This window comes from Sphingomonas echinoides, from assembly GCF_029623395.1.
Classification (GTDB): domain Bacteria; phylum Pseudomonadota; class Alphaproteobacteria; order Sphingomonadales; family Sphingomonadaceae; genus Sphingomonas; species Sphingomonas echinoides_A.
On the sequence record NZ_JAPYKK010000001.1, the window covers coordinates 335,492 to 359,884 of the forward strand.

Consider the following 24,393-nt stretch of genomic DNA (forward strand, 5'->3'; position numbering starts at 1 on the left):
CCGCGAAAACGTTCGATATGTTAAATCCGTCAGCGGTGGTTCCAGTAGCCAGTCATCTGCGCACCATCACGCGCGCCGCGCACGACACGGTCGATGCCGCGTTCAGCCGGTTGGATCTTGCGGATCGGGCGGATTACGCACGGTTTCTCCTAGCGCACGCCGCGGCGACTGCAGCCGTCGAGGCGGTCCTGTCAGGCGACCCAACGCTCCCGCGGTGGCGGCCGCGCCTGGCGCTGCTGCAGAACGACCTCGCCACGCTCGAGCTCGCGCCCCCGCCCCCGCTGCCGTTCGACCCCGGTGGTACGTCGGCTGCGCGATTGGGTGCACTCTATGTTCTCGAGGGTTCGCGGCTGGGCGGCGCAGTGCTTGTCAAACGCGTATACCCGGGCGCTCCAACGGCTTTCCTGTCGGCACGACACGATCCGGGCGAATGGCGCGCCTTTCTGCGTGCGATGGACGAGCGTGGCGTCGGGCAGACGCCCGACTGGCTCGACACGGTCGCGTGCGGTGCGTCCGCCTGTTTCGCGTTGTACACGGCGTCTTCGCAGGCGCTCCCGGTTCCGCACTGACGATCGCCGTCGGGCTCGCCGCGCTCAGTAATTCCACTGCAATTGCGTCCGGATCACGTCCCCCTCGGCGCGACCGGTGCGCCGTTCATCCGCCTCGCTGCGCTGCATGTGCGCATAAGCGAGCGTCAGTTCCAGCGCGGGGACCGGCTGGAACTCGATCCCGAGCTCGACTTCATCGGTCTCCAGCCTTGGCGCGTTGGTCAACGCCTTCCATCCGCCGCGATACCGTTGCCACCGGGCATAGGGCATGAACGGACCCACCGGGGACCGTCGCACGCGCGCCATCGTCTGCACGTACCCCCCGTTCAACGGAAGCGAGCGGATCGCGCCGCGCGCGACGTCGTATTCGGGGCCGCGCCCCCAGTTCCATTCCGCTTGGAAGCCCAACGGTTGCGGGTACAGGATCGCGTGGATCCCGCCGCGCACCTCGCGATAGGTAATGCTGCTCGTCCCACCACTACGGATCTCCGGCTCGATCCCGTTCTGCAGCGCCGCTCCACCGACTTCGAGCACCTGCCCCGCAAATCTGGCACCGAGCCCGTCGAGCGCGAACGGCCACGTCCCCATCGCGACCGTCATCACGCCGTCGTTGGTTTCGGTCCGGTTGATACCCTGTCCGTTGAACACGCCGACGCCGAACGCGCCATAATTGCCGAACAGCTTCTGGCCGTCGTCTTCGAGACGGTCCCAGATCCGGGCGACCTGCGGCGGGGTGTAATAGGCGATCACCCCGATGTCGCGCTCACCCGGCACTGCGCTATTGATCCCGTCGCTGCGATCGAGCGTCAGGCGATTGGACGAGGACTGCATGTTCTCCCAACCGAACGGCACCTTGGACTGGCCGACCCGCAGCCGGAACCGCTTGTCGCGGTCGAGGAAGGTATCGACATACGCGTCGCGCAGCTGGACGAACCCCTCGCGCCGCTCGCCGCCCGACTGGTTGCTGATGCTGTTGGCGAAATCGGGCTGGAAATAGAAGGATACCCGGTCGCTCAGATCGCCCTGCAGGATCAGCCGGATGCGCCGGAACGTGAAGTTGGTATCGTCGCCGAGCCCGCTGTCGCCAACCGAGCGCAACCGCGACACGCCATCGGGCGCGCGGCGATCCCCGCTGACGATTTCGTTGAACCGCACCTGGGTGTAGCCGCGGATCCCGATCCGGTCGTACCAATGCGGTTTGGCGGGCTTCGCCACGGCAGCGACCGCAGATGCCGGTTGCTCCGCGCGGGGTGCAGCCGGCGCGGCGATCGGGGCCGGTACCGCCGCGACGCTTGCGGGCGGCATGGGCGCTGGTCCGGGTGACGCCTTGCCTTTCTGCGCGGCTTTCATCTCGGCGATCGTCGCCTTGAGTTCGTCGATCTGTGCCTGCAATTCCTGCACCGTCTGCGCTGGCGCCCCCTCAAGCGGGAGGATCGAGCAGGCAGCGCCGAACGAGGCGGATAAAAATCGTCGTTGCACGGATCATACTCTCGGATCGTCGACGCTGCAGGCGGCACGGCACCGCCCCTGATCGCCGCTGCGGACCCCGAACACGGGCCGCCGATCACCCCGCCATTGCCGCAGGATCAGGACCTCGGCAAGATCCCGCCGCCGTGCCGATCCACTCGTATGCGCCGGAAATCCGTCAGTGCTGCGGCATTCGCGGCAGCCCGAGCGGAGGGTGGCAAGCCAACACCAGCAGCAGACCTCAATGCGTCGTGCACCCCCTTGCCCTGCGCCGTCGTGCGGGCGACAACGGCGGTCGTCTGGGGAGTATCATCATGCGCCGTCGTACCTTTATCGCGTCCTTGCCCGCGGCCGCCCTCCTGCTGCCGGGCGTCGCGCAGGGACAAAGCGGCAAGACCAGCACCGATCCCGCGCCCGGCCCCGGCCAGGGTGCCGCACCGCCAACCGACCCCAACCCCACCGTCTGGATGCCCGGCGAGGAACGCTTCCTCCGCCCCGACGTCCACGCCGGCGACCGCCCGATCGGCGCGAGCTTCGCCTCGCGCACCGCCGTCTACGGGCTCAACGGCGCAGCGGGGACCGCGCATCCGCTCGCGACGCAGGCGGGGATCGACATCCTGAAAGCGGGCGGCTCCGCGGTCGATGCGGCGATCGCGATCAACGCGTGCCTCGGCTTCCTCGAACCGACGTCGAGCGGGATCGGCGGGGACGCCTATGCGATGATCTGGGACCCCAAGCGCAAGGCGGTGGTCGGTCTCGCCGGATCGGGAGCGTCGCCGCGCGGCCTCAGCCTGGAGACGGTGCGGTCGCGCGCGAAGAACGGCGCACTTCCGCCGCTCGGCGCGCTCAGCGTGTCGGTGCCGGGGACGGTCGATGCGTGGTGGACGATGCACCAGCGCTACGGAAAGCTGCCGTGGGCGGCGCTGTTCCAGCCCGCGATCGCGCTGGCGGAAGCGGGTGCGCCGGTGCCCGACATCATCGCCTATTACATCCGCCGCAGCATGGCCGCGTTCCGTCGCCCCGGGAACGGGCTGGAGGAATCGCAGAACGCGCTGCGGACGTACGGCCTCGCAGACGGCAAGGGCCCCGCGGCGGGCGGCGTGTTCCGCAACCCCGACCTCGCGCGCACCTATCGTGCGATCGCCAGCGGCGGGCGCGATGCCTTCTACCAGGGCGACATCGCGCAGAAGATCGAACGCTATTTCAAGCGGATCGGCGGATGGCTGTCGGCGGCGGACCTCGCCGCACACCATTCGGAATGGATCGCGCCCAGCACCACCGACTATCGAGGCACCACCGTCCACGCGCTCGGCGCGAACACGCAGGGGCTGGCGACGCTGCAGATGCTCAACATCCTCGAACGGTTCGACCTGAAGCGCGCAGGGTTCCAGTCCGCGCTGTCGATCCACTTGCAGGCCGAGGCCAAGCGCCTCGCCTATGAGGACCGCGCGCGTTATTATGCCGATCCGCACTTCGCCAAGGTGCCGGTCGAGTGGCTGATCTCCAAGGACTATGCCGCGCAGCGCGCAAAGCTGATCCGGCCCGACCGGCTGCTCACCCCGGTCTATCCGGGCCAGGCCCCGAGCCACGGCGACACCACCTATTTCAGCTGCGCGGACAAGGACGGCATGATGGTGTCGATGATCCAGTCCAATTTCCGCGGGATGGGATCGGGGCTCGTCGCGGATGGCTTGGGCTTCATGTTCCAGGATCGCGGACAGTTGTTCAGCCTCAAGGACGGGCACCCCAACATCTATGCGCCGGGCAAGCGCCCGTTCCAGACGATCATCCCGGGCTTCGCGACGCGCGGCAACACGCCGTGGATGAGCTTCGGCGTGATGGGCGGCGACATGCAGCCGCAGGGGCAGACGCAGATCATCGTCAACCGTGTCGATTACGGGCTAGAAATCCAGTCGGCGGGGGACTCCCCGCGCTGGCATCATGAGGGATCGTCGCAATCGATGGGCGAGGATACGCCGGGGCTCGGACCCACGGGGCTGCTCCGGCTCGAAACCGGTGTACCCGTCGCGACGCGCCAGCGGCTCGCCGACATGGGGTGGAAAATCGGCGCGCCGGACGGTGGCTTCGGGCGCTACGAATGCGTCGAGCACCGGATGGACGGCGACACCCGCGTCTATGCCGCGGCGAGCGAAATGCGCGCCGACGGCTGCGCGCTGGCGTATTGAGGATCTGACGATGCGCCTGTTCCTGCTCGCCGCGCTTGCGCTGGCGTCCCCCGTTGCTGCCGAAACCTATGAGCTGAAGGCGACCCCGCAGACGGTCGCCTGGGGGCATTACGATGCCGCCGACGCGCCGGTGTTGACGATCAAGTCGGGCGATACGGTGGTGATGCACACGCTGCTGACCAACAGCCCGACGGGTCTCGAAAAGGCCGGGGTCGCGCCCGCCGACATCGAGCCGGCCTTGCGCGCGGTGTTCGACGGCGTGCCCGCCGCGAAACGCGGTCCGGGTGGGCATATCCTGACCGGGCCGATCGCGATCGAAGGGGCCGAACCCGGCGACACGCTCGAAGTCCGCATCCGCAAGATCGATCTGGCGATCCCCTATGCGTACAACGCGTTCCGCTATGGCGCGGGGTTCCTGACCGACGATTTCCCGTATGCGCGGATGAAGATCGTCCCGCTCGACCTCAAGCGGATGGTCGGCAAGTTCGGTCCTGGGATCGAGGTGCCGCTCGCGCCCTTCTTCGGCAGCATGGGGGTCGCGCCGCCGCCCTCCTTCGGGCGCTACGATTCCGCGCCGCCGACGATCAACGGCGGCAACATGGACGACAAGGCGCTGGTCGCGGGGACGACACTGTTCCTGCCGGTCCATGTCCGCGGGGCGCTGTTCCAGGCGGGCGACGGGCACGCCGCGCAGGGCAATGGCGAAGTCGATATCACCGCGCTCGAAACATCGCTGACCGGCACGTTCGAGTTCATCCTCCACAAGCGCGTGCCCACGCCCTACCCGCGCGCCGAAACGCCGACCGCCTATATCGCGATGGGGTTCGACGACGATCTGAGCAACGCGACGCGCAAGGCGCTGCGCAATATGATCGATTTCCTCGTCGCGGCGAAAGGCATGACGCGCGACGACGCGTATATGCTGATCAGCGTCGCGGGGGATGTCGAAATCACCGAACTGGTCGACCGCAACAAGGGGGTCCACGTCGTCCTGCCCAAGGCGCTGTTCGTCAAGCGCTGACGCCGAACCGCCGGCCTGCCATCGCTTTGCGGGCGAGCAAATCGCCGTACAGCCGGTGATAGTCCGCCGCCATTCGGTCCGCCGAGAACCGCTTCAGCACGTCCGCGCGGCAGGCGGTGCGGTCGATCCGGCCGATCTGACCGATCGCGGCGACCGCCTGTTCGGCGGTATCGACGACGAACCCGGTCTCGCCGTCGCGGACGATGTCCGCCATCGATCCGCGCCGGAACGCGATCACCGGGGTCCCGCACGCCAGCGCCTCGACCACCGAAAGCCCGAAGGGCTCTTCGAAAGCAATCAGATGGAGCAAGGCCATTGCCGACCCGAGCGCCGCCAGCCGATCCGCGCCGCCGAGCGGCCCGTCGTAGCGTACCGTGACCCCGTCGATATGCGGGCGAACCTCCTCCTCGAAGTAGCGCTGGTCCTGGACGATCCCGGCGATCCGCAACGGCACCCCCGCCGCTTTCGCCACCCGGATCGCCACCGCCGTCCCCTTGTCCGGATGAATCCGCCCGAAAAAGAGCAGTTCCCGCGCCGGTTTCGCGCCGAACGGGAACGTTTCGACCTGGATTCCGTGCGGAATGGTTGCGGAATAGCGCAATTCCGGGCTGCGATCGGTCGTGCTGATCGCGACATAGTCGACGTCGTGCTGATATTCGCGCAGCATCGGCAGGATCCGTTCGGACGGCATCCCGTGGACCGTCGTGACGATCGGCGTGGCGATCATCCGGCTGAACGCGAGCGGGACGAAATCGGCCTGGTTGTGGATGATGTCGAACCTGTCAGCCCGCTCCATCACATGCGCGACGTGGCGCATCTCCCAGACCTTCGCATCGATCGCGGGATCGTCGTTATAGGGGCGCGGCACGACCCCGGCGAGCGTGCCCGACGTGACACTGTCGAGCGTCGCGAACAGCGTGACATCCACCCCGCGCGCGACGAGCGCTTCGGTCAGGACGCTCGTCGCGAGTTCCCATGGGCCGTAATGGTGCGGCGGCGTGCGCCACGCGATCGGCGCGAGCATCGCGACGCGGATTGGCGCGGGCGTCTTCACGGGGTCAGCAGCGGACATAGGATTGCACCCGCCACCGTCCGGTCCGCACGTCCCCCGCCGCGCGCCAGGCCACGCCCGTGTCCGCCAGGAACCGCGCGTGGATCTGCGCGGCATGTTGCACGAAGTCCGGATAGTCGACGCGGTGGTGCGCCAGGATCAGCCGCCCGCCGCGGCGCAGCGCCACGGCGATGTCGCGCGCGACGTGCCGCAGCGCACGCGGGGAAAGGTAGTAGAGCACTTCTGCAACCACCGCGGCGTCGTACACAGCGGCCGGAAACCGACCGGGCAGCACCAGCCGGCGAACCCGCACGTGCCGATCATCGCCAACCGCGCGGCGCACCAGATCGACCCCGCTCTGCGTCCCCTCGGTCGCATCGAAGCGGAGCGCGCGACGCGCCAGCGCCACGCTGTTCGATCCATTCCCGGCGGCAAGCTCGAGGACACGGCCGGTCGGCCCGGCCCCCAGCCCGTGGAGGATCGCGCCGCGCTTGTGCGCTTCGTCGCGGTTGGTGAAGGTGCTCCACGGATCGGCATTCGCGGCAAACTTCTGCTCGAACCCGGCCAGGTCGATCGGTTTCATCGGCTTGCCTCGCGGTAGCGTTCCACGGGGTGAGTGAAAGCGGCGAGTTCGTTCCGCGCAATCGTGAACCCACCCGGATCGTCGGTGATCATCCCGAACTGGCTGCGATACCGCAGGATCGCACCCCGCTTCGCCGCAGCCCCGACGCCGAGCGGGAACGCGTGCGTTGCAGGGCGCGCGCGGGTCTGCCGGTTGGGCCACACCAGATATTCCAGCCGCCGGATCGCGGGGCAGTCGGCGGCGACGGCGGCCACCACGCGGTGATCGGGATGATCGTCGTCGCGCGCGGGCATGACGAGCAGGTCGTGCCCCCGCGTCTGCGCGAGCGCGCGGGCTAAAGCGCGCCGAACCGCACCGCCACCGGCCGTCAGCCCGCCGTCCGGCAGTGCGAGGAAGCGAACGTCGTTCGCTCCGATCCCGATTCCGCGCAGCACCGCGCGCGTCTCGCGACGCCGCGTCGCCACCAGCCGTGTGCGGGGCCATTTCCGGCTGCCCGGATGCGATCCCGCGCCGTCGGTCACGATGATCGCGCGCACCCGTGCTCCACGGCGCTTGAGCAGGCGCATCAGGCCGAAGGCGCCGATCGCCTCGTCGTCCGGATGCGGCGCGACGATCAGCGCGCTGCGGACACCGTGGAGCCGCAGCGCCTTCACAGATCCGGCACCAGCACTGCGGCGACCGCCGCCTGCCCGACCCGCATGCGCTGCGCATCGGGTGCCGGCTGCCGGAGATAGACCATCAGATTGGTCATCGCCGCCGACAGCGGATGCGCGACGAACATTCCCGATACGCCGACCGTCTGCTGCGCAAGCGTGATCGCGCGCTCGGCGGCGGCGGCGACCGCGAGCCGCGCCGCAGCGACGCGTTCGACGAAGCCGGGTTCGGGCCAGGTCGCGGCGACCGCGCGCACCGCATCCGCCGCTGCTTCCGCCGTGCCGTACAGCTCGGCGATCCGTCCGAGCTGGTGCGGGTCGCCGCCGCGCCCCGTGGCCAGGAGGTGGTTGCGGACGTGATCGAATACGCCCGCGACACCACCGGCATGGCACGCGACGAAGCGCAGCGCACCCCCGCTGAAGAAAGGTTCGCGGACGTAATCGCCGGGCGCCCCAATCGTCCGGAAGCTGGCGGGAGCCGCGCCGTTCCAGCGGACGACATGCGTTTGCGAGCGCTCCATGCCCACCACGTTCCACCACGTGCGATCAATCTCGGGCGCGGAGGCGGCGAGATCGACCAAGAGCATCCGATGCCCCTCCGGCGTATCGGCCCCGGCGATCGCATGCGTCAGGATTCCTGCCCCCGAAGCGAAGCTCTTGCCGCCGTACAGACGTCCGTCGGTGACCCGCAGCGGTTCGCCGACCAGCGCCGCGTTCCAGACACCGAACAGCGCACCGCTCGCGGCCGACGCGAGGACACGGTCTGCAGCTGCGGGGTCGTCGTAGCGGTGGATGATCTGCAGCGCGTCGACATGCCCCTCGACCAGGCGCGCAAGCGGCAGGTCGCGGCGTCCGATCCGGTAGAGAAAGCGCAGCAGCGCGAGCATTTCCGCCGGATCCTGCGGGTCACCTTCCACTGGCACCAGGCCATGCAGCGCGCGCAAGGCGCGTCCCATCCCCGGGGTGTCCGTCCCCGTGGTCGGCAAAAGGATATCGAGCGGATCTGGTGTCCCGCTCATGCCACTGCTCCCGCGTGTCGTGCCAGCAACGCGGCCAGCGCGGCTTCCGCGGTGGGAAGATCGACCAGCCGCTCGCCGCCGGGAATGTCGGGCACCACCTGCATCGCAAAGCCCTCGGCATTCGGTGCCACGGATGCCGCGGCGTGCACCTCTTCCTCCGATCGCCCGACTGCTGCTGCCAGCACCGAGGCGGCGGTATCGACGTTCGACCATCCGGCGCGCGCCACGGCGTGACGCGCATAGCGCCACGCAACGTCTTCGGGATGCGCCATCCGCGCCGATGCCCCGCCGGTCCGGTCCATGTCGCGCAGATGATCCGCGAGGCCGCCGCGCGCACGCCCGTCGCGCCGGGCCGACGTCTCCACGCGAACCGCGCCGTCGCGGCGGACGCGCATGCCAAGCCGGTGCGCCGTATCCACCAACCGCGCATCTTCCCCGGCAGGCACGGGCTCGAACCCGCCGAGCGCCAGATAAGTCTCGGCCGAACACGCGAGGCTCGCGGCGCTGGTATAGTGATGCGGCTGCGCGCTTTCCCACGGCAGCGGATCGAGCACCCGCCGCAACCGGGCGAGGCCGTCGTAATAGGCTTCGATCCGGTCCTGCGCCGGACTCGGAATGCCGCCGCTTCGGTCGATCCGGCCGACGACCACGTCCGCCATTTCCAGCGCCGCCAGGTTTGCCGCGACCCAATCCGGGGCTGGCACCGAATCCGCATCGGTGGACAGCAAGATGCCATCCGGCCCGACCGTCTCGATTCCCAAGTCCATCGCAGCGGCGCGCGCTCGTCCTGCATTGGGCGCTGAATCGGCGACGCTTTTCCGCGTCACGATCTCGAAGGGAACGCCGTTGCAATGCGCCGCAACGATCGCCTCGCTGTCATCAGTACAGGTATCGAGCAGCAGGCACAGCACGAACGCATTTGGGTCATCCTGCGCCGTCAGGGCCTTCAAGAACCGCGGAAGAAGGGCCGCTTCATTCCGCGCGGGAACGCAGATGGCCGTGGCGGACGTCTCCCGGTGTCGGCGCTCCTCAGGATTGCCCGACGCCAGTGCACGGCGGGACGTCGCGTTGCGCGCATCGAGCAAAGGTATCGGCAGGTTGGTCTCGCTTTCGGGGTACAAACGCAGTGCACCCCGAAAGGATCACAGCCGCTTGAAAGTTCGATGGGAGGGCCAGGCGGTACTGACGCGTATCGACCGACGCCTGCTGACCCACCCGCACGGACAAGGTCCGGCGGCACCGTACCTTCCGTCAGCCAGAACCGGGATGCTCCGATTCCTGCGCCTCCGCCCCGTCCCGACCGGTCGTCCCCATCGCTTCAGCCGCCGCGATCCCGGACGTATCGACGACCTCGATCGGACGCCCTTCGACAGTCGTGGAACGGGGATATTCCTCGGCGGTGTTGTCTCCATCCCCGACCGGCCCGGGTTTGGGCCCGGCGTCGCCGTCCGCGTGCGGACCATCCCCCTTTGTCGTCGCGTTCTCGGTTTCGGAGCCTTCGCTCCCGAGTTGTCCGCCCCCATGATAGCCGATGTCGGTTTGACCACCGTGCCCGAAGAACCCGCCGAAACCGCCGTCGCCATCCTTGCCGCTATGCGGGTTTTGGTAACTGCCGCCCCCGCTGTCGCCGCCCTCGCCGCGCCCGGGGGAATTCACGCCATCCGGCTTGCCCTTGTCTTCTTCATTCCCGCTCACCGGGGTTGGTACTGTGTCAGGCATAACGGTCTCCTCAGAAGGGTAGAAAGGGCGTCAGGGAACTGGCCCCACGCTTATGGCCGTTCAGCGTGGCTCGACGGTGGCGGACGCCGCTGCGATCGGCGACGCGTCATAATCGTCGAGCAATGCGGCCACGTCGTCGTACAGCTTGATCGCCCCCGCGGCGCGAAGCGCTTGATCGGTGAACTTGCCCGATCGTACCGCGATCGTGGCGATCCCGCTCTTGCGGGCTGCCTCGATGTCGTACGGCGTATCGCCTATGACGAGGACCTCGTCGGCGGACACCCCGTCCAGCTTGCCGAGCGCGACTGCGAAGATATCGGGCGCGGGCTTGGTGTTCTCCACGTCGTCCGCCGTCGTTGTCTTCGAAATCAACACGCGTGCGTCGAGGAGATCGACATAATGATCGCGTTGCTCGGCCGATGCCGACGAAGCCAGCACCACTCGAATACCGTCGTCCCGAACGCGGGCCAGCAAGTCATGCGCCCCGGGGAACGGCTTTACCCGATCGATGAACCGATCCTTGAAAATGGCGCCCTGGGCGCTGCCGAGCTTCTGATGCTCCGCTTCGTCGAGATCCGGAAGCAGCGTCGGGACCAGCATGTCGGCGCCCTTGCCGATCTGATCGTGCACCGTCTGATCGTCGAACGTGGCGCCGATGCCGCGAAACACTTCCTGCCACGCTGCGACGTGGAAATCGTTGCTGTCCACCAATGTCCCGTCGATATCGAACAAGACTGCCTTGACCGCCATTGGATCCCCTTTCCGCCGCCCGCCGGGGGGACATGAAGATCCTTAACGCCCTGATCGAAGAACCGATCCGATCATGAACGGCGCGGTCGGCGTATCAGGCGTGCGGCTCGCTATCGCGATCGGCGAACGGATCGCTGCATGTGGCGCGGCCGGGCACGTCGCTTCGCCCGGCGACACGGCGGCGATAGTCTGGGCTGGCCGCTGACGTGAGCGTGATGTCGTACCAGCCGTAGGTTTCGTGGAGCGGCCACCGATAGCGCGCGCCGGTAAGCCGTCTCGTCCCGGGCGCGGCACCGATCCGCTCGACCTGCGCCACCAGCGACATGCCACGGGCTGCGAAGGGCAAGCGCAGGATCAGATCGTCCCCCGTCACATCCCATGCGAGCGCGGAGAGCGCCGCCGGATCGTCTGCGTGCCCGGCAAAATGCCGGTGGAAGCCGTTCGGGCCGAGAACCCACAGATCGTATCGCCCGGTCCGATCAACCGTCCAGCGGCCCTCCAATGATCGTCCGGGCGCAACGGTGAACCGGCGCGGGGCCTGCGCGAGGTTGGTCCGGTCGTAGACATGAAATACCGCCGCCGCGGTTCCTTCCGCCAGGAAACGAAGCTGGATCGCGCCGTCCGTCCTCTTTTCTTCGACCCGCAGCCTATATGGCAACGGTCGCGACCGGCGGATCCCCGGTTCCTGCCAAGGGGTCGCGTTGGTGACGGGTGCCTGCGGCCGGGGCTGCTTGGGGATCGCCGCGGCGCGCTTGGCGTCGCCATGCGGATCGGGAATGCCCGAAACGGGCACCGCGTCCGCAACGGCGAAATCGAACGCGGAGGTCAGGTCGCCACACACCGCGCGGCGCCACGGCGCGATATTGGGCTCGTGGAACTCGAACCGGCGCTCGAGGAAGCGGATGACCGAGCTATGGTCGAACACCTCGGAATTGACCCAGCCACCGCGGCTCCACGGCGACACGACATACATCGGCACGCGCGGGCCGAGGCCGTAAGGACGCCCCCGATATGCCGGTAGATCGAGCGCCTTGTCCGCGATGCTGTCATGCTCGTGATACGATCCGGCAAGATCGACCGACGATCCGCCGAGCAGCGATCCGTCCGCATCGCGTGATGGCGGCGCGGGCGGCGGGACGTGATCGAAGAAGCCGTCATTCTCGTCGAACATGACGAACAGCGCGGTCCGTGCCCATACGTCCGGATCCGCCGTCAGCGCGTCGAGCACTTCGGCGGTATAGGCGGCGCCCTGCGCCGGGCTGGACGGTCCGGGATGCTCGGACCCGGCGGCAGTCGCGATGATGTACGACACCTGCGGCAACCGGCCGTCGAGCACGTCGGCGCGCAACATGTCCAGTCCGCGGGTCGTCAGCGCCCGGTCGCGCAGATTGGCGGCGTCTCCCGTGCCGCCTTTATGGGCCGCGCGGAACGCCGCGAACCCGACGAGCGGATTGTCCGTGAAATTGTCCGCCATGTCCTGATAGATCCGCCAGTCGACTCCAGCCGCCTGCAACCGTTCGACCACCGTGGTCCAGCGGTACGGATCGGGATAGCCGCCACTCTCCGGCAAACTGTCGTGCGAGTTGCCGATCGCCGGACCGCCGTGCGTCGCGTCCGGATCGTTGGTGCCGCTCCACAGGAAAAGGCGGTTGGTGTTGGTCCCGGTGTGGACCGAGCAATGATAGGCGTCGCACACCGTAAACGCCTCGGCGAGCGCGAACTGGAACGGCAGATCCTCGCGCCGGTAATGCCCCATTGCGCGCTGGCTCTTGGCCTCCGGCCAATGCGCCATGCGCCCCTCGTCCCAACCGCGCTGCGCATCGGGCCAGCTGTGCGGCGTTCCCTCCATCCGCATCAGATCGTAATCAGTCCGGGTCGCGAGGTGGAACGGCCGGACGGTGCGCGCGCCCCCTTCCGCCTCCCGGTCGCGCTGATCCCATACGGTCCCCGGCGCCATCGTGCCCGGAACGGCGGAGACCGGAATCGGGAAGCGGTCGGCGAAGCCACGCACGCCGCGCATCGTCCCGAAATAATGGTCGAACCCGCGGTTTTCCTGCATCAGGATCACGACATGCGCGACGTCCTTGATCGACCCGGTCGAACGCGCGGGCGGGATCGCCGCGGCCCGCGCGATCGCGGCGGGCAAGGTCGCGAGCGTCGCCCCCGACAGACCGGCAGCCAGCAAAGCACGACGCGAAACATGGGTCACTGACACCCTCCAAAGATACGACGCGTGTGAACCGCTCGAACAAGCGGATCGCACTGCAAACGCGTAATCCGCCTTACGCCCGAAACGCGCGGCATTGCATGAAATCGAGCGGCGGCAACGGCTCCATCACTCTGGAGTCCTTGGTCGGGGCCTGTGACACCCCGGTGACAGTCGAAGAATATCGACGAGCAACGATGTCGGCGTGCTCACCAACTGGAGACCGGCCGACGTCCGAACGGGGTTTGGACGGGCGCAGCAGTCCGCGCCGATACGATTGCACGCACTGCACTTGTAAATATCTTTTGCCAATGTATCTGCTCATGCAGCTAATGAGGTAGAAGATAATGGCGGTATTCAATTTGGAGGATTGCTCCGCCAGTCGCGCGCCGGGGCGTCTGCTGCGGCGGCTCGACAAGGTCATGTCCGCCTTCGTCGACTCGCGCATCAACGCCGGCGACCTGTCCTATCAGCAATGGGTCGCGCTCAAGGTGGTGCGCGACGGACTCGCCGATACGGCCGGTGAGCTTGCGCGCGAACTCGGCATCACGACCGGTGCGACGACGCGATTGATCGACGTGCTGGAGACGCGAAAGCTCCTCGCCCGCGATCGCAGCGGCGAGGACCGCCGCGTCGTCCGCCTGATGACGACCGAACTCGGCAGCAAGAGGGTGGAAACGCTCCAGGGTGACGTCGTCGGTGCCTGGAACGAAGTGATCGCGCCCCTGTCGCAGGACGAGGCGAACCAGTTCGTCACCATGCTGGCGCGCATCCTGGTGGAGGCCGAGCGCGTCGCCGGGGTGGCCCCGCTCGTGGAGGACGACCAGTGACGCGCGGCGTCGGGATCGCCGCCCTTGCCGCGGTGCTGCTGTCGTCCTGCGCCGCGGTGCCGCACGATCCCCCGCGTGTCGCGCAGGTCCAGCCGGCAGCGCTTGGGCTCGCCGCCACGTCCGCTCCCATCGCACAGGATTGGTGGACCGCATTCGGCGATCCCCAGCTCGATCGCCTGGTGACGATGGGGCTGGCGGACAATCCCTCGCTGGACCGCGCGCTGGCGCGGGTGCGGATGGCGCAGGGGACGCTCGGCGTTCGCCGCGGCGATCAGTTGCCGCAGGTGACGCTCGACGGCCAGTCGATCTACCAGCGCTTCTCCAATCGCGCGGTCTATCCGCGGCCCTATGCGGGCAACGCCTATCCGCTCTCGACCGTGCAGGCGAACCTGAGCTGGAACCTGGATCTGTTCGGTCGCCAGCGCGCGCTGGTGGCGGGCGCGCGCGCCGACGTTGCGGCGACGGCGCTCGATGCGGCCGCGGCGCGACTGACGGTGTCGACCTCGATCGCGCAGGCCTATGTCGGGCTCGCACGGGCCGATCAGCTCATCCGCGTCGCCGACAACTTCGTTGCGACGCGGCGACAGGCCTTGGGCTTCATCAATTCGCGGATCCGCAACAAGCTCGCCAGCCAGTTCGAACTGCGCCAGGGCGAGACGTTGCTGGCGGAAGCAGACCAGGCGCGCACCCGTGCGCTGGCGCAGCGCGAGCTGCTGGTCCACGCGCTTGCCGCGCTGGTCGGGCGCGGCGCGGACTTCTATCCGCAGATCACCAACCCCAGACTGGCGTTCGACGCGCCGCCGGTAGTGCCGAACCTGTTGCCAGCGGATCTGCTCGGGCGCCGTCCCGACCTGCTTGCCGGACAGGCGCGGATCGATTCGGCGGCAGCCGGACGCCGCGTCGCGCGGGCGGATTTCCTGCCCAACGTCAATATCCAGGCGCTCGCGGGCTTTACCGCCTTGGGGCTCGGAAACTTCTTCGACCTTGGCGCGCGGACGTACGGCGCAGGGCCTGCGATCCACGTGCCGATCTTCGAAGGCGGCAAGCTCAAGGCGCAATATCAAGGCGCGACCGCCGCGCTCGACGAGGCGGTCGCCGCTTATGACGATGCGGTGCTCGGCGCGGTGCGCGATTCGGCGGATGCGCTGACGCAAGTCCGCGCATCCGACCAGGACGCAGCCGCGCAACGTCGCGTCGTCGCCGGGCTGCGTGAGACGGTGCGGCTCGATCAGGTCCGCGTCTCGACCGGCCTCGGCTCGCAGCTCGACAGCATCGACGCGGGCTTCCGCCTGCTCGAGGCCGAGCAAGCGCTGGTCGGGCTCCAGTCCGATGCGCTCACACGTCGTATCCAGCTCATTGCCGCGCTTGGCGGCGGTTTCGATCCTTCCTCGCAGTCCACTGCGGCTGCTCTTGCGGACAAGACGTCATGAACGACCAGACCCCCACCGATTGGAAGCAAGCGGCGGAACGCGCGGAGCGGATCGAGCCGGTCGTCGGCGCCGAACCTGCCGCCGCCGATGCTCCGCCGCCCGAAACCCCGAACGCGGATCGACGCCGCACGCGCATCCGCCGGATCGCGTTCGGCCTGCTCGGGCTGGTCGTCCTGATCGGGCTGGTCCTTTACGGCATCAGCGTCTTTACCGCGCCGCCGACCGAGGAAACCGACGATGCCTATGTCGCCGGGAACGTCATCGCGGTCACCGCGCGCGACGGCGGCACCGTACTCGCGCTCCATGCCGACAACACCCAGTCGGTGAAGCGTGGCCAGCCGCTGATCGATCTCGATCCGGCAACGGTCGGCGTGCAGATGGACGCGGCGCAAGCAGCACTGGGTCGCGCGGTCCGTGCGGTCCGGTCTACCCATGCGCAAGTCGACGAAGCCGGCGCGGAGATCGCGCAGGCGCAAGCCGAACTGTCGCGCGCGCAGAACGATTACAGTCGCCGCCAGGGTGCCGCGCGCGATGGCGCAATATCGGGCGAGGAACTGTCGCACGCCGCCGACGCGGTCACCACCGCCCGCGCTGCGCTGGCGCTGGCGCGCGCCAAGCAAGCCCAGGCCGCAAGCACCGTCGCTGGCACCGACGTCGCCAATAATCCGCAGGTCCTGGCCGCGATCGCCGACGTCCGCCGCGCCGCGATCGACAGCAGCCACATGAAGATCGTCGCCCCGGTCGCCGGGATCGTCGCGCAACGCACCGTCCAGCTCGGCCAGCGTGTCGCAGCGGGCACGCCTTTGATGGCGGTCGTCCCGCTCGACAGCCTGTGGATCGACGCCAACTTCCGCGAGACGCAGCTCCAGCATCTCCGCGTCGGTCAGCCCGTGACGATCACCGCCGACGTGTACGGCAAGGCCGTCACCTTCCACGGCAAGGTGCTCGGGCTCGGCGCGGGCAGCGGCAACGCCTTCTCGCTGCTGCCGCCGCAGAACGCCTCGGGCAACTGGATCAAGATCGTCCAGCGCGTTCCCGTGCGGATCGCGCTCGATCCCGCCGAACTGCGCGCACATCCGCTGCGGATCGGCCTGTCGGTCAACGCGGTGGTCGCAACGAGCAACCTGTCCGGCGCGATGGTCGCGGAGAGCACCGCGCCTGCGGGTGGAACCCAGCAGAGCCTCGACGGCGGCCCCGAAGTCGATACGATGGTTCGCCGCATCATTGCCCAGAATCTTGGGCAGAACCTCGGGCGCGATCGGTGAGCGCACCGGCCGACGCGGGGGCTGCCCCGCTGCGTGGCGCGACGCTGGCGATCACCTCGCTCGCGCTCGCGCTGGGGACCTTCATGCAGGTGCTCGACGGGACGATCGCCAACGTCTCGCTGCCGACGATCGCGGGCAATCTCGGCGTCTCGACCGATAACGGTACATGGGTCATTACGTCGTTCGCGGTGGCGAACGGCGTAACCGTGCCCCTCACCGGCTGGCTGATGCAGCGCTTCGGCGTGGTGAAGACGTTTACCGTATCGGTCATCCTGTTCACGATTGCTTCGCTGCTGTGCGGTCTGGCGTGGGACCTGTCGTCGCTGATCGGCTTCCGCATCCTGCAAGGCGCAGTGTCCGGGCCGATGATCCCGGGCAGCCAAGCGCTGCTCATCTCGATTTTCCCCGCGCACAAACGCGGCACCGCACTGAGCATCTGGTCGATGACGACGCTCACCGCGCCGGTGTTGGGACCGGTCCTCGGCGGCTACATCTCGGACAATTACCATTGGGGCTGGATTTTCCTGATGAACGTCCCTGTCGGCATCGCCTGCGCGTTCGTCTCGTGGCGCTCGCTCGCAAGCCGCGAGACCCCGACCCGCAAACTGCCGATCGATACGGTCGGGCTGATCCTGCTCGCCTTCTGGGTGTTCAGCCTGCAGACGATGCTCGATCTCGGCAAGGACCGCGACTGGTTCAACAACCCGTTGATCGTGATCCTGCTGGTGTGCGCGATCGTCGGGTTCGCCGCGTGGCTGATCTGGGAACTCACCGATGGCAATCCCGCGGTCGACCTCAGCCTGTTTGCGCGCCGCAACTTCGCGTTCGGGACGCTCGCGTTGTGCCTCGGCTATGCATTGTTCTTCGCGAACAACCTGCTGCTGCCGTTGTGGCTGCAGGCGCAGATGGGGTATACCGCAACCTGGGCCGGGTTCGTCGCCGCGCCGAGCGGGATCGTCGCGGTGATCGCAACGCCGTTCATCAGTAAACTCAAGATCGATCCGCGCTGGCTGACGACGACGGCGTTCCTCATCTTCGCCGCCTCCTATTTCATGCGGTCGCAATACACCCCGGATGCGAGCTTCTGGACGCTGATGTTCCCGCTGCTGTTGCAAGGGCTGGCGATGAGCATGTTCTTCGTGCCGCTGGTAACCATCTCGTTCGACGGCATCCCCGGCGATCGTGTTCCCTCGGCAAGCGGCATCTCGAACTTCGCGCGCATTACCGCGGGCAGTTTTGCCGCATCGATCATCACGACGTCCTGGGATCGTCGCGAGGCGCTGCACCAGACTCGGCTGACCGAAGTGGGCACCGCGTATTCGCCGATCTATCGTCAGGCGGTCGAGCAACTCCAGGCGGCGGGCATGACGTCGACACAGGCGGCGGGCTCGATCATGCGGCAGATCGTCACCCAGTCGTATCTGCTGGCGTCGGTCGAGGTGTTCTGGATCTGCGGATGGATGGCGGTGGCGATGGTCGGCGTGATCTGGCTGACGCGACGTCCGGCGCCGAGCGATATCGTGGTGGCGGCGGACTGACCGGCCCCCGTCCGGTTTACGGACGAGGCCGCACCGCATCCCACGACGCATCCGCCAGCGTTTCCTGGAGGAACGCCACCAGCGCGGTGATCGCGGGCGGAGTCGACGGTCCACGCGGATAGACCGCGTGGACCGCGAGATCGTCCGGCCCCTCCCACCCCGGCAGCACGGGCATCAGCGCACCGCTGGCAAGCGCTTGCTCGACGTCCCACAAGGACCGCAGCGCGATCCCGACCCCGATAATCGCGAGTTCGCGGATCACTTCACTCGAGTTGGTCCGTACATGGCTCTCGCCCTCGACGGTGAAGCGCCGCCTTCCCTTGACCAGACGCCATGGCATTTGCCCGGCGGCGGCGAGCAGACGATGCTGCGCGAGCGTCTCGATCGTCGCCGGCGGGCCGTGCCGTTCGAGGTAGCGCGGACTGGCGCACAACAATCGCCGACTGCCGCCGAGCCGATGCGCGACCAGATTGGGCGGGATCGTCGTCGCGATCCGGATCGCGAGATCGTAGCGCCCCCCGTACAGGTCGACCATATCGTCGGACAGGTCCAGCTCGAGCCGGACTCGCGGATAGTGCACCAAAAAGGCGTGTAGCTTGGGCGCCACGTGCAACCGTCCGAACGACGTGGGTGCAGACAGCCGCACCGTCCCCGCAGGTTCCGACCGCGTCCCGATCAGGCGGCTTTCCGCGTCGCGGACGGCCTGCAGGATTGCGGCGACGTCGCCGTGGAAACGCTCGCCGGCGTCAGTCAGCGCGAGCTTGCGGGTCGTGCGATGGAACAACCGCACCCCCAGCCGCTCCTCCAGCCGTGCCAGCCGTTTGGAGACCATCGCGGGCGAAAGATGCATCGCGCGCGCCGCGGCGGACAGGCTGCCGCCCGCGACGATCGCATCGAAGACGTCGTAATCCGGATCCATTCGTTCTTCTCGTGAACAAGTGTTTCGACGTTTGATCGGCTGGCGTCGGAATTGGCAAGCGCCTATTCCTGCACCCACAGTCCCGATCATGTCCGGAGGATCGTCCCGATGACACAGCCAGCAGATCCGTCGCCCGCGCCCAGCCCGCACGGCGTCGACTATCAGCCCCGCGCCGGCTTGCAGGTCGCGGCCCCCCTCGCCGCGTTCCTCGAAACCCGCGCCCTCCCCGGCAGCGGCCTCGCGCCCGACGCTTTCTGGCAAGGGGTTGCCGACATCTTCGCGCGCTTCGCCCCCGAGAATGCGCGGCTGCTAGCGGTACGCGATTCGTTGCAGGCCAAGCTCGACGCATGGCACACAGACCATCAGGGCGCGGCGTTCGACGCGGGTGCGTATCGCACGTTCCTCCACGACATCGACTATCTCGTCAACGCGCCGGAGCCGTTCACGATCGCGCCCGAGAATGTCGACCCCGAGGTTGCGCAGCTTGCCGGCCCGCAGCTGGTCGTGCCAATCCTCAACGCACGGTTCCTGCTCAACGCGGCCAATGCGCGCTGGGGCAGCCTGTACGACGCCCTCTATGGCACCGACGCATTGCCGGGCAGCGCCACCGGCCCCGGCTATGATCCCGTCCGCGGCGCAGCGGTGATCGCCTGGGCGAAGGCCTTCCTCGACCGCGCGGTGCCGCTTGCCGACGGATCGTGGAGCACGTGGACCGGGGACACGCCAGTGCTCGCCAATCCCGACCAGCGCATCGGACAGGCGGGCGACACGATCCTGCTGCGGCATAACGGGCTTCACATCGAACTGGTGATCGACCGCACCCACCCGATCGGTCGCGACGACCCCGCCGGGCTTGCCGACGTGGTGCTCGAATCCGCCCTCACCACGATCGCGGACCTCGAGGATTCGATCGCCGCGGTCGACGCCGAGGACAAGGTCGCGGCCTACGCCAACTGGCTCGACCTGATGCAGGGCACGCTGGAGGCGCGCTTCGACAAGAACGGGCGGACGATGACGCGAACGCTCGCGCCCGATCGCCAGTATGTGCGGACCGACGGGACGCCGCTCGTCCTGCCGGGGCGCAGCCTGATGTTCGTCCGCAATGTCGGACATCTGATGACGACCCCCGCGGTGCTGTTGCAGGATGGCACGCAAGCCCCCGAAGGCATTCTCGATGCGATCGTCACCTCGCTGATCGGGGCGCACGACGTCAACGGCGCGCGGACCAACAGCCGCGCGGGATCGATCTATATCGTGAAGCCCAAGATGCACGGCCCCGAAGAGGCGGCGTTCACCAACCGCCTGTTCGATGCAGTCGAGGATCTGCTCGGCCTGCCGCGGCACACGGTCAAGGTCGGCGTGATGGACGAGGAACGCCGTACCAGCGCCAATCTCGCGGCGTGCATCGCGGCGGTGAAGGACCGCATCGTGTTCATCAACACGGGCTTCCTCGACCGGACCGGCGACGAGATGCACAGCGCGATGCGTGCAGGTCCGATGGTGCGCAAGGGCGAGATGAAGCGCGCCGCGTGGATCCAGGCGTATGAGGATCGCAACGTCCAGATCGGTCTGGCGAGCGGTTTTGCGGGTCGCGCGCAGATCGGCAAGGGGATGTGGGCGGCGCCCGACCGGATGCACGACATGCTGCGCGACAAGATCGCGCATCCCCAAAGCGGCGCGACCACCGCCTGGGTCCCAAGCCCGACCGCGGCGACGCTCCACGCGACGCATTATCACGACGTCGACGTGGCGGCACGCCAGTCGGCGCGGCGCGACGAAGGAATCGCGCCGCTCGAAACGCTATTGTCGCTGCCGCTCGCGACCGGGCACAACTGGCATCCCGACGAGGTCCGCGAGGAGCTGGAGAACAATGCGCAGGGAATCCTCGGCTATGTCGTGCGCTGGGTCGATCAGGGGATCGGCTGTTCCAAGGTGCCCGACATCCACGACGTCGGGCTGATGGAAGACCGCGCGACGCTGCGGATCTCGTCACAGCATATGGCGAACTGGCTGCTCCACGGCGTCGCCACGCAGGAGGACGCCGACGCCGCGCTGCGGCGGATGGCGGCGAAGGTGGATGCGCAGAATGCGGGTGATCCGCTGTATCGCCCGATGGCGGCGGACCCCGACACCAACCTTGCCTTCCGGGCGGCACGGGCGCTGGTGTTCGAAGGGCTGACTCAGCCCAACGGCTATACCGAACCGCTGCTCCACCGCTTCCGTGCGGAGGCCAAGGCCCGGGGCTAGGACACAACGCGCTCCCGATCCGCGCGGCTCAGAACCGCCGCGCGGATCGTCCGGTCAGCGACATCCCCGCCGCGGACAATTGGCTTTGCAACCTTCCGACGGCCTGATCTGATTCGGGCGGCAGGTCGCGCGCGGGCTTGCCCTTGAGCAGCCGACGACGGTCCGCCTCGCTCGGCTCGATCCGCCGTACGCGCACCGCGGCGTGCCCACCCTGCCGGATGCCGAGTTCGTCCGCAGCCCCTTGCGACAGGTCGATGATCCGTGCCCCCGGTACGAACGGCCCGCGATCGTTGATGCGCACCACGATCCTGCGCCCGGTCGCGAGCGCAGTCACTTCGACATAGGTCGGCAACGGCAACGTCTTGTGCGCGGCCGTGATCCACTTCGGCCGGAACCGCTCGCCATTGGCGGTGCGGTTGCCGGACTCGCTCCCGTACCAGCTTGCGTAGCCGAGCATGTCGTAGGTCGGGTCCGCCGCCGGAACCAGCGTTACGCCGCGCACGACATAGGGTTTGCCGATCTTGACCAGCGCGTCGCTCGGCGGTCGGTAATTTCCGCCCGCGCAGGCGGACAGCGCGAGCAGCGTGGCAGCGATTGCGCCGCTCCGCAGGGTCGTACGACTGGACATGGCGGCTTTGTAGGCACGCTTGCCGATCGGCGGAAGGTCTTTCCGAACTCAGTCCGGTCGACCGATCCGATAGGGTCCGGCCCGTGTAGGGAGCGCCTGCCCCTTCCAGCTCAACCGGATCACGCCTTCGTCCACCAGGTGATCGACCGCAGCGTGCACCGTCGGCATTTCGCGCCGCCAGTCGCCGCCCGTTGCCAACGCGCGGGCCACCTCGCTCGGGCAAACTGTCGCTCCCGGAGCCCGCTTGGCCAGAAGCGCCAGTGTGGCGTCGCGTGCGGTCATGGCGGCGATCATCTTCTGTAAAGTGCCCGGACGCACCGCGTCCGGGCAGGTCGGATCAATCCTCGGCGGCTTCGGCATCGGCCTTGGTCTTGTGCGCGACGCCAGGTTCTTCGGCGGGCGGCGAATAGACGGTGAACAGCTTGAGCGGCGCGTCGCCCTTGTTAATGATGTTGTGCAGCGCGCCCTTGGGAATGACGATCAGATGATTGTCGCTGACCTTCTGGCGGCTGCCGTCGACGACCGTCTGCCCCTCGCCCGAGACGAAGAACGTCGTCTGGTCGGCGTCATGCGTTTCCTCGCCGATGTCATCACCGGGTTCGATGTGCATCATCACGACCTGACAATTGTCGTCGATATACACTTCTTTCTGGAAGTATGTGTTCGCCTCGACCAGCTTGATGATGTCCTTGTTGAATACAGCCACGACGTTTCTCCCGAATGAAGATCGCTAAGCGCTGGATCACCACTGCTAGTTCCACCGAAACACGCGATGACTGCGCGACGGCTCTTCTCGCGACCTACGGCGTTGTCCGCCGATGACCGTCAAGATCGACCCGCCCCATCCCGATACGCGCCCCGACCGCGAGCAACTCCACCGCATCGTCGAAGGGCTTAGCGACGGCGTCGTGCTGATCGAGCCCGACGGGGAGATCGTCTGGGCGAACGAAGCCGCGCTCGTCATGCACGGCTGCACCGCGCTGTCCGACTGGGGCGGGACGGTGAAGGGCTATCAGCAGGCGTTCGACCTGCGGCTGCGTGACGGCCAGCCGATGCCCAAGGCGGCCTATCCGATGGCCCGGCTGTGCCGCGGTGAATCGTTCGAGGACGTCGTCGTAGACGTGCGCAAGGCGGGACAGGAGGAACCCGACTGGGTCCACACCGCGCGCGGCTTTGTGCTGGACCGCGACGGCAAGCCCGATTGCCTCGTGCTCATCATCGGTGATGCGACCGAAGCCTATGAGGCGGGTGAACGGTTCGAGAGCATGTTCAACGCCAACCCCGCCCCGGCGTTGATCGTCCGCCTCGCCGACCTGCGCTACGTTCGGGTCAACGAAGGCTTTCTCGACCTGTCGGGATGGGAGCGCGACGCGATTGTCGGGCGGTCGGTGTACGAACTCGACATCCTCGCGCAGGCGGCGGACAGCGACAGCGCCAAGGCCCGGCTAACCGAAGGCCAGATCGTCCCGCAGATGGAGGCCGAACTGCCGCTCCCCAACGGCGACAGCAAGCTCGTCCTGCTCGCGGGGCACCCCGCCGAGATGCCCAACAACGAAGCGTGCATGATCTTCACCTTCGCCGACCTCGAACCCCGTCGCCGCGCCGAAACCGCCTTGCGCCAGAGCGAGGAGCGCTTCGCCACCGCCTTCCGCTTCGCGCCGGTGCCGATGCTGCTCACCAGCCTCGACGGCCACCGCATCCTCAACGTCAACCACGCCTTCCTCGCATTGACCGACTGGGGGCTCGAAAGCGTCGTCGGACGCAAACCTGCGGAAATCGAACTTTTCGAAAGTTCGGCGACCCGTCGCGAGATCGAGAAAAAGGTGTCCGAAAGCGGATCGTTCCGCGGCTATGAATTGCAGATCAAGACACGGACCGGCGCTCTCGTGACGTGCCTCGCCTCGGCCGAGACGGTGACGATCAACGGCCAATATTGCATCCTCGCCGCCTACCAGGACATCAGCGACCGCAAGCGCACCGAACTCGACCTGATCGGCGCGATCGAGGGCGTGATGCAGGACTCGAGCTGGCTCAGCCAGAAGATCATGGACCGCCTCGCCGCCTTGCGCGGCCCCACCCCGCGCCCGGGCACGACGGTCCGCCCGGTCGAATTGACGGCACGCGAACGCGAGGTGCTCGCGCTGATCACGCGCGGCAAGAGCGACGACGCGATCGCCGACGCGCTTTCGCTCAAGCGCAACACGGTGCGCAACCACGTCGCGCGGCTCTACGCCAAGATCGGCGCGCACAGCCGCGCCGAGGCGATCATCTGGGCGCGCGACCGCGGCCATCAGCTGAGCTTCGAACCCGTCGACTGATCGCGCGCAGGCGAA

The 24,393-nt window shown here is 67.7% G+C and carries 22 protein-coding genes; 9 read left to right on the forward strand and 13 right to left on the reverse strand.

Annotation, left to right across the window (positions count from 1 at the left end; all coding sequences use genetic code 11):
* Positions 1-17: 17 nt before the first annotated feature.
* Positions 18-569 (forward strand): biliverdin-producing heme oxygenase, encoded by a 552-nt coding sequence (locus QBJ92_RS01415; protein WP_277967877.1) that lies wholly within the window; start codon positions 18-20, stop codon positions 567-569.
* Between the two features lie 24 nt (positions 570-593).
* Here QBJ92_RS01415 and QBJ92_RS01420 read toward each other — a convergent pair whose 3' ends face one another.
* A complete protein-coding gene (locus tag QBJ92_RS01420) occupies positions 594-2,027 on the reverse strand; it encodes a porin (protein WP_277967878.1) in 1,434 nt (477 codons plus the stop codon).
* A gap of 302 nt (positions 2,028-2,329) precedes the next feature.
* Here QBJ92_RS01420 and QBJ92_RS01425 point away from each other — a divergent pair, with 302 nt between their 5' ends.
* Together QBJ92_RS01425 and QBJ92_RS01430 are read left to right on the forward strand one after the other, a co-directional pair.
* Positions 2,330-4,201 carry a gamma-glutamyltransferase family protein gene (locus tag QBJ92_RS01425; protein WP_277967879.1) on the forward strand — a complete coding sequence of 624 codons (1,872 nt, stop codon included), beginning with the start codon at positions 2,330-2,332 and terminating at the stop codon, positions 4,199-4,201.
* Positions 4,202-4,211: 10 nt separating this feature from the next.
* A complete protein-coding gene (locus QBJ92_RS01430) occupies positions 4,212-5,222 on the forward strand; it encodes an acetamidase/formamidase family protein (protein WP_277967880.1) in 1,011 nt (336 codons plus the stop codon).
* On the opposite strand, the gene QBJ92_RS01435 is transcribed toward QBJ92_RS01430, so the two are convergent.
* The 8 genes from QBJ92_RS01435 to QBJ92_RS01470 all read right to left on the reverse strand — a co-directional run bounded on the left by QBJ92_RS01435 (position 5,212) and on the right by QBJ92_RS01470 (position 13,206).
* Complete coding sequence (locus tag QBJ92_RS01435) at positions 5,212-6,294, reverse strand: glycosyltransferase family 4 protein (protein WP_277967881.1); 1,083 nt, start codon at positions 6,292-6,294, stop codon at positions 5,212-5,214. The two genes, QBJ92_RS01430 and QBJ92_RS01435, sit on opposite strands and share 11 nt — an antisense overlap.
* Positions 6,281-6,856, reverse strand: a complete 576-nt coding sequence (locus QBJ92_RS01440) for a class I SAM-dependent methyltransferase (RefSeq protein ID WP_277967882.1) — start codon at positions 6,854-6,856, stop codon at positions 6,281-6,283. Before QBJ92_RS01440 ends, QBJ92_RS01435 begins: the two co-directional genes overlap by 14 nt.
* Positions 6,853-7,509, reverse strand: coding sequence for a PIG-L deacetylase family protein (locus QBJ92_RS01445; protein WP_277967883.1), 657 nt, complete (start codon positions 7,507-7,509; stop codon positions 6,853-6,855). The genes QBJ92_RS01440 and QBJ92_RS01445 overlap by 4 nt, the downstream gene beginning before the upstream one ends.
* On the reverse strand, positions 7,506-8,528 hold the full coding sequence (locus QBJ92_RS01450; protein WP_277967884.1) for an acyl-CoA dehydrogenase: 1,023 nt from the start codon (positions 8,526-8,528) through the stop codon (positions 7,506-7,508). The genes QBJ92_RS01445 and QBJ92_RS01450 overlap by 4 nt, the downstream gene beginning before the upstream one ends.
* Entirely contained in the window at positions 8,525-9,577 is a 1,053-nt protein-coding gene (locus tag QBJ92_RS01455) for a glycosyltransferase (RefSeq protein ID WP_277967968.1), read from the reverse strand. The genes QBJ92_RS01450 and QBJ92_RS01455 overlap by 4 nt, the downstream gene beginning before the upstream one ends.
* Positions 9,578-9,779: 202 nt before the next feature.
* Complete coding sequence (locus QBJ92_RS01460) at positions 9,780-10,247, reverse strand: hypothetical protein (RefSeq protein WP_277967885.1); 468 nt, start codon at positions 10,245-10,247, stop codon at positions 9,780-9,782.
* 60 nt (positions 10,248-10,307) lie between these two features.
* Entirely contained in the window at positions 10,308-10,997 is a 690-nt protein-coding gene (locus QBJ92_RS01465; RefSeq protein WP_277967886.1) for an HAD family hydrolase, read from the reverse strand.
* 94 nt (positions 10,998-11,091) lie between these two features.
* On the reverse strand, positions 11,092-13,206 hold the full coding sequence (locus QBJ92_RS01470) for a phosphocholine-specific phospholipase C (protein WP_277967887.1): 2,115 nt from the start codon (positions 13,204-13,206) through the stop codon (positions 11,092-11,094).
* Positions 13,207-13,550: 344 nt separating this feature from the next.
* Here QBJ92_RS01470 and QBJ92_RS01475 point away from each other — a divergent pair, with 344 nt between their 5' ends.
* Genes QBJ92_RS01475 through QBJ92_RS01490 form a run of 4 tightly spaced genes read left to right on the forward strand, consistent with a single transcriptional unit; the run spans position 13,551 to position 18,266 of the window.
* On the forward strand, positions 13,551-14,033 hold the full coding sequence (locus QBJ92_RS01475) for a MarR family winged helix-turn-helix transcriptional regulator (protein ID WP_277967888.1): 483 nt from the start codon (positions 13,551-13,553) through the stop codon (positions 14,031-14,033).
* The gene (locus tag QBJ92_RS01480) at positions 14,030-15,463 is read left to right on the forward strand and encodes an efflux transporter outer membrane subunit (RefSeq protein WP_277967889.1); all 1,434 of its coding nucleotides are present in this window, start codon (positions 14,030-14,032) and stop codon (positions 15,461-15,463) included. The genes QBJ92_RS01475 and QBJ92_RS01480 overlap by 4 nt, the downstream gene beginning before the upstream one ends.
* A complete protein-coding gene (locus tag QBJ92_RS01485) occupies positions 15,460-16,728 on the forward strand; it encodes an HlyD family efflux transporter periplasmic adaptor subunit (RefSeq protein WP_277967890.1) in 1,269 nt (422 codons plus the stop codon). Before QBJ92_RS01480 ends, QBJ92_RS01485 begins: the two co-directional genes overlap by 4 nt.
* A complete protein-coding gene (locus QBJ92_RS01490; RefSeq protein WP_277967891.1) occupies positions 16,725-18,266 on the forward strand; it encodes a DHA2 family efflux MFS transporter permease subunit in 1,542 nt (513 codons plus the stop codon). Before QBJ92_RS01485 ends, QBJ92_RS01490 begins: the two co-directional genes overlap by 4 nt.
* Before the next feature lie 16 nt (positions 18,267-18,282).
* Here QBJ92_RS01490 and QBJ92_RS01495 read toward each other — a convergent pair whose 3' ends face one another.
* Positions 18,283-19,185 (reverse strand): LysR family transcriptional regulator, encoded by a 903-nt coding sequence (locus QBJ92_RS01495; RefSeq protein ID WP_277967892.1) that lies wholly within the window; start codon positions 19,183-19,185, stop codon positions 18,283-18,285.
* Between the two features lie 108 nt (positions 19,186-19,293).
* On the opposite strand from QBJ92_RS01495, the gene QBJ92_RS01500 reads away from it, so the two are divergent.
* The gene (locus QBJ92_RS01500; protein ID WP_277967893.1) at positions 19,294-21,432 is read left to right on the forward strand and encodes a malate synthase G; all 2,139 of its coding nucleotides are present in this window, start codon (positions 19,294-19,296) and stop codon (positions 21,430-21,432) included.
* 28 nt (positions 21,433-21,460) lie between these two features.
* On the opposite strand, the gene QBJ92_RS01505 is transcribed toward QBJ92_RS01500, so the two are convergent.
* The 3 genes from QBJ92_RS01505 to QBJ92_RS01515 are packed head-to-tail and all read right to left on the reverse strand — an operon-like array spanning position 21,461 to position 22,766.
* Positions 21,461-22,060: a septal ring lytic transglycosylase RlpA family protein gene (locus QBJ92_RS01505; RefSeq protein WP_277967894.1), complete on the reverse strand. Its 600-nt coding sequence runs from the start codon at positions 22,058-22,060 to the stop codon at positions 21,461-21,463.
* A gap of 48 nt (positions 22,061-22,108) precedes the next feature.
* Complete coding sequence (locus tag QBJ92_RS01510) at positions 22,109-22,420, reverse strand: DUF3253 domain-containing protein (protein ID WP_347342774.1); 312 nt, start codon at positions 22,418-22,420, stop codon at positions 22,109-22,111.
* Positions 22,398-22,766 (reverse strand): cupin domain-containing protein, encoded by a 369-nt coding sequence (locus QBJ92_RS01515; RefSeq protein WP_277967895.1) that lies wholly within the window; start codon positions 22,764-22,766, stop codon positions 22,398-22,400. The genes QBJ92_RS01510 and QBJ92_RS01515 overlap by 23 nt, the downstream gene beginning before the upstream one ends.
* Before the next feature lie 112 nt (positions 22,767-22,878).
* Here QBJ92_RS01515 and QBJ92_RS01520 point away from each other — a divergent pair, with 112 nt between their 5' ends.
* Positions 22,879-24,378, forward strand: a complete 1,500-nt coding sequence (locus QBJ92_RS01520; protein WP_277967896.1) for a helix-turn-helix transcriptional regulator — start codon at positions 22,879-22,881, stop codon at positions 24,376-24,378.
* Positions 24,379-24,393: the final 15 nt, after the last annotated feature.